The sequence below is a fragment of the Dehalococcoidia bacterium genome, from assembly GCA_035574915.1.
GTDB lineage: Bacteria > Chloroflexota > Dehalococcoidia > DSTF01 > WHTK01 > DATLYJ01.
Map to the genome: position 1 here is coordinate 1 of DATLYJ010000150.1, position 10,667 is coordinate 10,667.

At 65.0% G+C, this 10,667-nt stretch carries 5 protein-coding genes; 3 read left to right on the forward strand and 2 right to left on the reverse strand.

The features are described 5' to 3' along the window. The coding region (locus tag VNN10_13630) for a hypothetical protein (GenBank protein ID HXH23059.1) at positions 1-428 on the reverse strand (428 nt) is incomplete at its 3' end. Positions 429-1,425: 997 nt separating this feature from the next. Next, on the reverse strand, positions 1,426-2,019 hold the full coding sequence (locus VNN10_13635; protein HXH23060.1) for a site-specific integrase: 594 nt from the start codon (positions 2,017-2,019) through the stop codon (positions 1,426-1,428). 614 nt (positions 2,020-2,633) lie between these two features. On the opposite strand from VNN10_13635, the gene VNN10_13640 reads away from it, so the two are divergent. From VNN10_13640 to VNN10_13650, 3 genes are all read left to right on the forward strand, one after another. Next, positions 2,634-6,005, forward strand: a complete 3,372-nt coding sequence (locus VNN10_13640; GenBank protein HXH23061.1) for a helicase-related protein — start codon at positions 2,634-2,636, stop codon at positions 6,003-6,005. 686 nt (positions 6,006-6,691) lie between these two features. Then, positions 6,692-9,535 (forward strand): DUF1156 domain-containing protein, encoded by a 2,844-nt coding sequence (locus VNN10_13645; GenBank protein ID HXH23062.1) that lies wholly within the window; start codon positions 6,692-6,694, stop codon positions 9,533-9,535. 10 nt (positions 9,536-9,545) lie between these two features. Then, positions 9,546-10,667: Swt1 family HEPN domain-containing protein (locus VNN10_13650; protein HXH23063.1), on the forward strand; the 1,122-nt coding region annotated here is incomplete at its 3' end.

Here is a 10,667-nt window from a genome sequence, read left to right on the forward strand (position 1 = left end):
GCCACGAGCGGCTCGGGCCACCCGCTGTCGGTCAGGAACGCCAGGGCCGCATCGAGGACCCGCCGCGCCTCGGCCAGTTCTGCGTCAGTGCTGCTGATCCCTGATGGCCTGTCGGGGTCAATGTCGATGAGGAGCAGGCTCCGGCGAGTTACCTCCCCGTCTGGAGTTGTCTCGCGCTGTCGAGTAATGCGGTTGTTGGAACGAGCGATCAGGTCTGGATGGACCGGATTAAGAGTGAAGAAGATGTTTCCGAAGCCGTCCCACTCCGTTATGGCCTGCGCAAGCTTGGAGGGCGAGTCAAACCAGCCTGCTGCGACACCTCCAAATTTGCGATGTGCCGGGATTCGGACTTCGCGGACGTCACCTTCGCGCCAGATCAGGCGCAGGAGTCGCAGCGTGTCCTCGTGAGGCTGGCGGCGAGGGTTCATCGACGAGGAGAGGAGCGACAGCTCTTAGGCTGCCCAAGCCACCGCGAACGCGCCCCAGTGCTGCTGGACCCTGTGCGGGAGAACTACCGGACCGGTTTGGAGTTGAGGGGGTTCGATTCCCCCCCGTCTCCACCAATTAGACAAGTCTCCTTCACCTGTCCGTTAGAAGACTGACTCCTTGCCCTGAGGTTGAGAGTGCGGGGTGCGCTAGCGACAGCGGAACTAATCGATGGTTTCAAGAGAAAGATCGCTTGGTTCCACCGCAATCCCGGACACATATATTTCGACGTAGGCGGATTGATGATGGGGGCGCATACCTCGTACCACGCCGATGGGAACATATTTCGCACCAGCCTAGCCACGAGCAGGCGCCCTCGTCTGCAAGGGCGCCTCGTCCCCTTGGCCGACTTTCGAGGGTGGCACCAATTCGGCGTGGCGATGATTCAAAGAACCTTCTGGCATCCAATCCTCCCGTCAAACTACGTGATCGGCGGACGGACAGTTCAATTCGTGAGATAGCGGTCGACGAATTCCCCTCTCCAACTCTCAATGTGGTGATTGAACTGGCACATCGAGACAGCCTCGGTCTGGCACTCGACGTTTCCAATCGAGACATCGCACCGCCTCCTCATGCCGTGATCGAGGTAATTGAGCTGGGTGATGTCTGCGCCGTCCTAACGGTCCTTGGACACGAGGACGACCTGTTGATCCGGCCCACAGTGGGTGGCATTGTGGTCGCCCACAGGAACTCGCGATATACCGCCAACGCTTCTGGTGTGAGATACGTCGTTGAAGCTTACCGGCTGACCACAGATATACGTTGGTCATAGCGTTTGCGGCGGCCGCTCCGGCCCTCCTTCCCCCACTCCATTCACCCGCTTGATCGGTGCGCTTAGGCGGCGTGATGGTCGCCGCAGCGTGCTCCTGAACCCGTTGGCTGGAGGAAGCGAAGCTCACGAACGTCGTTGGAGGTCCTGGCGCTGCCCGTTGCCGTGGTTCACGCACAAGCAAACCTGCCGGTGCGCGCGTGTCGTAGGCCTGGTCCAGGGCCCGGAGCAGGTCCGACCGGCACTGGGCGCCCTGGAGGGGGTAGGCCTGTGCGTCCGCGCCGAGCTGAAAGGCCCGCCGCCGCAGCTCCTCCCGCAGGTTGGGGGCAATACGGGCCTGGTCGCCCGGCGGGCGGCCTCGGCGTGATCACGGCGAGGAGGCGGCGGATGTCGCCCGCCGTCAGGCCCCTGGGGTTCGAGGGCGAGATGCGCGGGCGCTCAATGGCGTCGCAGGGGTTGGAACCGACGACCTTCATCCTGATCAGGAAGCGGTAGTAGCTGCTAAGACAGGCGAGGCGGGCGGCGATAGTGATCGAGGAGGGCTCCTTGCCGGCGAGGGCGGTGCCGTATGCCCAGGCGAAGGCGTCGTCGCTGGTGACCTGGTCGGGCGTTTTCGCGGCGCGGCCGAAGAACTCGTTCAGCATGCGCGAGTAGGCCTGGACGGTGCGCTGGGAGCCGGAGCGGCGATGCTTCTCGGCCAGGAAGGCGTACAGGGTGCGGTCCCAGCCGGAGGCGGTTTCGTCGAGGTAGGCGATTGCGGTCATGAGCACGACTCCTTTCTTGAGGTCGTGCCATACACACGCTTAGTGGGGGGCCGAAGTCAAGCACGCGGCGGCTGTCAAGCCGCTACCTCCCAGGAGAGAGCTGCCCTTGCGGCGCCCGCGTCGAGGCCCCGGGCGGACGTCTGCCCTGACTGCCTGAAGTCGCAGGTCGCAGGCTAACGATGCCGCGTCAACTGGCGCCTCGCGTTGTACCCGCTGCGGCAGGCTTTCGAACCGATCCAAGGGGAGGGTAGGGTGGAAACTTCGGGCCGTTTCGCCTCGGGAGCGCTGGCCGACCAACTTTTCTGTGTACGCATCGGGACACTGCAGGCGAGACTCGTTCATCTGGCGCAGGTGGGTTCGAAATCCGGGTTCGACCAGCCGTTGGGAGCGCCGGCAAGTCATGCGCCCGACCCGTGAGGTACTTGAAGCGCGGGTAGGAGCGAAGGGTAAGCGAACGGACCGGTTGCTTCGCCGTTGGTATCCGGTGTGCGGTGCCTAGTGGGAGATCATGGCGGGAATTGGCTATTCTTCGGCAGGCATGTGGACTGACTGATGCCTCGCCAGTACTCGCTTCACTTTCGGGACGGCTGTGCTTCGCCTAAGATTCGATTCAGATGGCGACCGAAGGCGTAACACTGCCATCTCAGGACACCGTGCTCGCCGGCCCGTTCTGGTCAGGCCCGGTCCGGGTCCTTAGCGCGTCCGTGAACGGTAACTCCATCCGCATTCGGGCCGTAGGTGTCGTCGATTCGCGGTACTCCGACCAGACGCTGACCGTCGAGCAATTCCGGGACCTCGTGTCGGAGGTCCGTGGCGGCACATACCGCTTTGATGCCGAGCCGCGCCTTTTCCGTCTCGCGACGGAAGCCCTACGGACGCATCTAGCTCACGCCTTCGACCCTCAGTTCGCGGTCTCGGTGTCCCAAGTCGATCCTCTACCCCACCAGATTGACGCGGTGTACAAGCACATGCTCAGTCAGCCAAGGCTGCGCTTTCTCCTGGCTGACGACCCCGGTGCCGGCAAGACAATCATGGCCGGGCTCCTCATGCGCGAGCTGATGCAGCGAGGCGAGATCAGGCGTGTACTAGTCCTATGCCCGAAGGCGCTAACTGACCAGTGGCGCCGCGAAATGTGGGAGCGCTTCCGCCAGCGCTTCGTTCTCGTAACAGGGGATGTGGTGGCCGGGGCCTTCGGGCAGAATGCTTGGATCGAAAACGACCTCGTCGTCGGCTCGATTGACCTGGCAACGCGCGAGCACATTCTGCCCGGTCTCGAGCAATCCACCTGGGACCTGATCATCTTCGACGAGGCCCACAAGCTCTCCGCTTACCGGTACGCGAACAAAATCGATAAGACCCAGCGCTACCAGTTGGCGGAGAGCCTTGCGAAGAGAACGAAGCACCTGCTCCTGATGACTGCGACACCCCACCGAGGCGACGACGAGAACTTCCGGCTGCTGATGTCGCTATTAGACGACAAGGTCTTCGCCTCCCTGGCTGGCATGCGCCAGGCGCTGGACAAGAATCAGGAGTCGCCCTTCTTCCTCCGCCGGATGAAAGAAGCGATGCGGGACTTCGACGGCCGGCCGCTGTTCCTGCCCAGGCATGTGGCTACTGTGCCCTATCCCTTGGATACACATGAGCAGCAGCTCTACGACGCCGTCACAGACTACGTCGCGAAGGGGCTGGAACAGGCCGAATCAGCGAGGAACCGCAATGTCGGCCTGGCTATGACCGTCCTCCAGCGCCGGCTCGCCTCCTCTCTCTATGCGATCACGCGCAGCCTCGAACGGCGGCGCGACCGTTTGACCGAGGCGCTGGCTGAATCTCGGCGGCGCGGAATGCGCGTAACGGCTCAGCCTGACATCAACGTGGACATCGATGAGGACGAGGACCTCTTCGAGCTTACAGAAGAGGAGGAGGCCGCTCTCTCCGGCGCCTCGACGGCCCGCACGCCCGAGGAGCTCGAAGCGGAGATTGCCCTCCTGAACCGCCTCGTAGCGCAAGCGGACGCGGCGATGCGAGTGGGGACGGAGCGCAAGCTGCGCGAGTTCGAAACCGTCATTCACAACGAGACGGTTCGTGACAGCAGGGAGAAGATACTCGTCTTCACGGAGCACCGGGACACGCTGACCTACCTGACACGGAAACTGCAGGAGTGGGGCAAGAGCGTAACCTACATTCACGGCGGCATGAAGCTGCAGGACCGCATCGCCGCCGAGAAAGACTTCCGCGGCGACAAGCAGTTCCTGGTCGCGACGGACGCCGCGGGCGAAGGCATCAACCTCCAGTTCTGCCGGGTGATGGTGAACTGGGACCTGCCCTGGAACCCAAACCGGCTCGAGCAGCGCATGGGGCGCATCCACCGCTACGGCCAGGAGTACGAGGTCAATGTCTACAACCTCGTCGCGGAGACCACGCGTGAGGGCGAGGTCCTCATCCGTCTCATGGACAAGCTCCAGCGCATGCGGGAGTCGCTGGGCCACGACCAAGTCTATGACGTCATCTCCGGTGTCTTGGAGAGCGGGCAGGTTCGGCTGGACGTGCTTATTAAGGAAGCGATCCTCGGCCGGCGCTCGAAAGACGAAATCCTCGCCGAGTTCGACTTCCTGGACAGCGAGTCCTCGAAGGCTGCTGCACGCGAGGCCCTTGCCGAGGCACTCGCGACGCCGCACATCGACATGGCCTTCATCAACGGTGAGCTGCGGGACTCCAAGGAGCGCCGCCTGACGCCTGAGTTCGTCGAAGGCTTCTTCGTCGATGCCTTGAGGTATTGCGGCGGCCGCCTCACGCCGGGCTCGGACCGCGACTGGCGCCTCGAGTTTGTCCCGGCCGACCTCCGGCGCAGGGTGGCGGCCTCGAACACCGGCGAGTTCGGCGCCGAGAACCGGGTTATCACCTTCCGCAAGGAGCGCCTGCGCAAGGACCCACCGGCTGAGTTCGTCGCGCCGGGCCACCCTCTTTTCGACGCCGTGGTCGACCGCATCCTCGAACATGGAAGGCCGGCCCTTGCCCAGGGGACGACGTTCATCGACAAGGAAGCGCGCGAGCCCTATCTCGTCTGGCTGTTGGAAACCGGCGTCGTCAACGGGGCGCAGGAAGTCGTCCACAAGCGCCTGATGGCCCTGCGGCAGCGCGGCGAAGCCTTCGAAGCGGTCGCCCCAGGCGTGCTTCTCGACCTGCCGCCAAGCGAAACGGCCCCTGCCGTCCCGCCGTCCCTGGTAGAGCGCGCCGACGCCGACCGCGCGATCGCGGCAGCGACTCGCTTCTACGCCGAGGAGTATCTGAAAGAGGTCACGCAGGAGCAGGAGCGGCAGGTGGCCATCGTGCGCCGCGCCCTGGAGCAGTCGGTCCAGGACAGCCTGACCGAGCTCCAGGCGCGGCTCGAACGCCAACAGGAAGAGGAAGCCAAGGGCAAAGACATGCGCTTGGCTATTCAGACCACCAACCTTCAGATCGACGCCCTGACGCGGGAGCTGCGCGAGCGGCGCGCCCTGTTGGAGCGGCGCCGCGTCACCGCCATCCAGACCCCCAAGGTGGTCGGTGTCGCCGCAGTCATCCCAGGTCCCGTGCCGCGCGTAATGGAAACGGGCATGGGCGGCGATATGACCGACATCGAGCTGGCGGCGATGAACTTCGTCGTGCAATGGGAGCGCGACCAGGGCCGCGAGCCGGAGGACGTCCACAAGACCGGCGTCGGCTATGACGTCAAGAGCACGGCGCCTGATGGCTCCGTGCGCTACATCGAAGTCAAGGGCCACGCATCGAGCGGCGACGTCATCCTCTACTACACGGAGTGGCAGACCGCCCACCGCATGCGGGAGGAGTTCTACATCTACGAGGTCAACTACGCACTCTCGGACCCACAGTTGCGGATCGTCCAGGACCCGGTAGGCAAAGGCATTCAGCCCGTCGAGCGCGTGGTCGAGTACCTGATCAGGGCCGACCAGCTCGACCAGGTCGCTGAACCGGCCCGCGGAGACTAAGCATGCCCGTCCCGACGCATGCTTGGGATTGCGAGACCAGCATCTGGGAGACGACCTGCCCAGACTGTGGAGACATCGTTTACTTCTTCTCTTGCTCCTGTGGGAGCAAGGTCTATTTCAACTTACCCGGGCCGCCATGGCCGGAACACGCCGCCTCCTGCCTCCCTTATAAGATCCGTGTGCTTGCATCCACGACGAATCTCACGGGGGCCCAGATTCGGCAAATGGTCCTAAAGTATGCCCAAGCGAATAATCTTCCGCTCAATCAGCGAGTTCAGCAGGTACTGTCGTCGCTGCCGAGTTTTCGGTCTGGTGGGATTTCACTCATCGCTGTGGCACCTAGTCGAAGCGCCCAGGGGCTCGTGACGGGCACAGTCACGACGATCAATCCAAGCGTTAACTTCTTCAACCGGCTGAAGCTTCCGGATAACAAGATGAGCCGCGGTCTGCTTGGCAAGCTGGTTCAGGACGCGTACGACGAGGTCGTTCTCCGAACGAGTCCGGACGGGTTTCGTCAAAGTCTGGAATATGTTGTCTTCGTCCCCAGCCACGAGGTCAAAGCAGCCCGGATCATCCAACGCTGCCGGGCTAGTGTGAAGCTGGTATTCCATCAACTGATAGGCGGACAGAAGATGTGGCTGGGCCAAAGTCTTCAGCGCCTTCACAATTCTAGACGGAGCTAACCCATGCCGGAAACGCGTCGCAGGCGCCTGATCGAAGTCGCCTTCCCGCTGGAAGAGGTCTCCGAGCACTCCCGGCGCGAGAAGAACGTCCGCCACGGCCACATCTCCACCCTGCACATCTGGTGGGCGCGCCGCCCCCTCGCCGCCTGCCGCGCCTTCATCTACGCCTCCCTCGTCGACGACCCCGGCGAGGGCCCCGAGCGCGAGGAGCTGCTGAAGGAGGTCGCCGACCTCGCCAGCTGGGACGCCGTGCGCAAGCCGGACCAGGTGGTGCGCCCGCGCGAGAAAGGCGGCAGCGGCCTCACCGGACGGCAACTGCTGGAGCGCGCCCGCCAGCGCATCCTCGACTGCAACGGCGGCAAGCCGCCGCGCCTGCTCGACCCCTTCGCCGGAGGCGGCGCCATCCCCCTCGAAGCCCTGCGCCTCGGCTGCGAGGTCGAGGCAAGCGACCTCAACCCCGTCGCCGTGCTCATCCTCAAAGGCACGGTGGAGTACCCGCAGAAGTACGGCCAGCCCAACAGCCGCGACGTCCCAAAGTACATTTATCTGGCAGCCGATTCCGGCCCCCAGAAGGGCTTCTTCGACGGCGACCTCGTAGCCGCCTACAAGAAGAACCCGCTGGCCACGGACGTGCGCTACTGGGGCAACTGGATGCTCGAGCGCGCCCGCCAGGAGCTGGCCCAGTTCTACCCGCCCGACCCGGACGGCAGCGTCCCCGTCGCCTACCTCTGGAGCCGCACCGTCCCCTGCCCCAACTGCGGCGCCGAGATGCCGCTCATCCGCCAGTACTGGCTGGCGCGCAAGGACAGGAAAAAGGTGGCGCTGCGGCCCGTCCTCGACCGCGCCCACAACCGCGTCGATTTCGAGGTCGTGGAGGGGCCGGACGTCACCGGCGACCCCGCCGAGGCGACCACGACGCGCGGCGACACGGTCTGCCTCCTCTGCAGGCAAGTGGCGAAAGGCGAAACGATTCGACGATTGTCCAGCGAAGGCAAGATGGGCGCTGCGCTCACTGCCGTCGTTTTGGAAGGACGAGGCGGCAAGCGGTACAGGGCCGACCGGCCCGACGACATGGCATCCTTTGCCAAGGCAACGCAAGAGCTGCACGAGCGGATGGCGCGCCACAGCGGCGACCTGAGTCTTGTTCCGGACGAGCCGATGCCCGACATCCCGGACTTGGTCAGTGGCCGCGGTTTCGGCATCAAGCAGTGGTGGCAGCTGTTCAACGCCCGTCAGCTGCTGGCGCTGACCACCTTCGCGCGCCTGGTGCGCGAAGCCCACGCCGAGATGCTCGCTTGCGGCCTCGACGCCGACTACGCCAAGGCCGTCGCGACGTACCTTGGGCTGGCAGTGGACAAGGCCGCCGATTTCGGCAGTACGCTTTGTCGTTTGAATGCCGAGGGCGGCCGTGGAGTGGTCGATACTTTTGCTCGTCAGGCACTCCCCATGGTTTGGGACTACGCCGAATCAAACCCATTCTGCACAGACGGAGCAGGTTGGATATCGTACCTGTCCCGCAGCGCGGATGCGCTTGACGGCCTCGGGTTCGGGCTACCAACCGCCGTGCGCATTCGAGATGTTCGAGAACCGAGGGCACCCACGCTAGACTCCATCATTACCGATCCACCCTATTATGACGCCATAAATTACGCTGACTTGTCGGACTTCTTCTATGTCTGGTTGAAACGCTCTGTGGGTGCTCTGCACACTGACCTGCTCTCGCTGCCGCTGACGCCCAAACGCGACCAGGTCGTCATGAACGTCTACGCCAACGGCAACAGCGGCGGCGACCGCCGCGCCCAGGCGCATCGCCACTACGTGAAGGGCATGGCCCAGGCCTTCGCCGCCATGCGCAAGTCCCTCATCGATGGCGGCCTCGTCGGCGTCGTCTTCGCCCACACGGACCCGGACGCCTGGTCCACGATCATCGAAGGGTTGCTCGGCGCCGGCCTGGTGCCGGACGCCTCCTGGCCGCTCGATACGGAGCGCGAGGCGAGGGTCTCAGGATTAGAACAAGCGCGTCTCGCGACCTCCGTCTGGATGGCCTGCCGGCCGCGCCACGAGGACGCCGGCGAGGCCTTCCTCGCCGACGTCATGGCCGAGATGCGGCCCGTGATCCGAGAGCGCCTGCTCTACTTCTGGAGCAAGGGCATCCGCGGCGCCGACTTCTTCATCAGCGCCATCGGCCCCGCCCTCTCCGTCTTCGGCCGCTACGAGAAGGTCATGCGCCCGGACGGGACGGAGGTCACCGTCCGCGACTTCCTCGACCTCGTGCGGCGAGAGTCGACCACCGTCGCCCTGGAGCAGGTGCTGCACGGCGCCGACCTCGGCCTCATCGACCCGGTCACGCGGCAGTACGTGACCTGGGTGTGGAGCTACTCGCGCGCGCCCCTGGAGGCGGGCGAGGCCATCGCCCTCTGCCTGGCGACGGGCGCCGACTACGGCCAGGTGGTGCGGCCGCACGCCATCGCCGCGGAGTCGCGCGAGAAGAGCAAGAAGCTGGTGAAGCTGCGCAGCATCCGCGAGCGCGGCGCCCAGGACGAGGACCTGGGCATCGGCACGCCGGCGCGGCCGGCGCCGCTCATCGACCAGCTGCAGCGCACCGCCTGGCTCTGGGGCCAGAACAAGCCGCAGGAGCTGGCGAAGTACCGCGTCGACCTGGGCGAGACGCGCTGGCAGGCGCTGCGCACGCTGGGGCAGGCGGTCGCCGAGTGCCTGCCGGACGGCGACGAAGACCGGCGCCTGGTCAACGGCCTCTTGAGCAGCAGCGTCATGAGCGCAGCCGTCCCCGCCGCGGCGGCCAGCCGCCCGAGCGGGGGGGAGGAGCGCCGCCTGCCGGGGGTCTGAGGAGGCGAAGATGGTCGAGAGCAACTACGCCGCCCTGGGCCAGGGCCTGAAGCTCTACACCGACGCGATGCGCCGCTTCGTGCGCGAGAAGCTCATCGCCGTCTACCCCAGCCGCTGGTGGGAGGACGGCGTCCTCAAGCACCTCAACGACGCGCAGCGCGGCAACCTCAGGCGAGACATCGAGCGCAACCCTCAGAAGGACAAGCTCGACTTCCTGGACGCGCCCCACTTCGTGCCGATCGTGACAAAGGAGTTCGACCGCGCCTTCGCCGGCGTCTTCGGAGACTTCAACAAGACGCGTTCCTGGCTACAGCAGGCTGCGGCGGCCCGCCTTGAGCACGCTCACCCGCGCTCGGGCGACCTCCCGGCGGACGATGTGGCGCACAGCCTCTATTCCATGGTCCAGGTGCTGAGGGCGGCAGGCCAACCAGAGGCCGATGAAGTCGAGGAGATACGCAGGGCAGTGCTCAAGATCGAGGAGGAGCCCGCGGCGCCTGCGCGGGCGGCCAGCTCTACTCGGCAGGCGGCGCCAGGGCAGCTCCCCTACTGGTGGCAGGTCTGCGAACCGCACGACGCCTTCCAAGATCCGGCAACGATCGACGAGTCGCTCTTCGCGGCCACCCTTGGCGGCGTGCATGCCGGGGCGGCGCGCGACGAATACCTCCGGCCGGAGAGCTTCCTCTCGCACACGTATTTCACCGAGAACCTCAAGCAGACGATTCGGGACGTCGCCAGCCGGCTCAACGGCGGCGAAGGCCCCTCTGTGACCGAGCTGCAAACGCCATTCGGCGGCGGCAAGACGCACGCCCTGCTCACGCTCTACCACCTGATCAAAAACCCGGAAGCGTCGCTCGCGGTGCCCGGCGTCAGAGAGGCTTTGGCCGGCGTCGAAATCCCCACGAACGCCCGCGTGCTCGTCTTCGACGGGCAGGAATGGGGCACGGAGCCGGTCGAGAAGGAAAACGGCGCCAGCGTTTCGACGCTCTGGGGGGAACTGGCCTTCCAGATCGACCCCATGGTCTATCACCGCCACGTCATGGAAGCGGATGGTAGAGGTGAAGCGCCTGGCAACGCGATCTTCCGCAATGTGCTGGAGGAAGCCTCTCCGTGCCTAATCCTCATCGACGAGCTG

Coding starts and splice junctions, on each gene's coding strand:
- VNN10_13645 (HXH23062.1), top strand. CDS start 6,692: ATGCCGGAAACGCGTCGCAGGCGCCTGATCGAAGTCGCCTTCCCGCTG.
- VNN10_13640 (HXH23061.1), top strand. CDS start 2,634: ATGGCGACCGAAGGCGTAACACTGCCATCTCAGGACACCGTGCTCGCC.
- VNN10_13635 (HXH23060.1), bottom strand. CDS start 2,019: ATGACCGCAATCGCCTACCTCGACGAAACCGCCTCCGGCTGGGACCGC.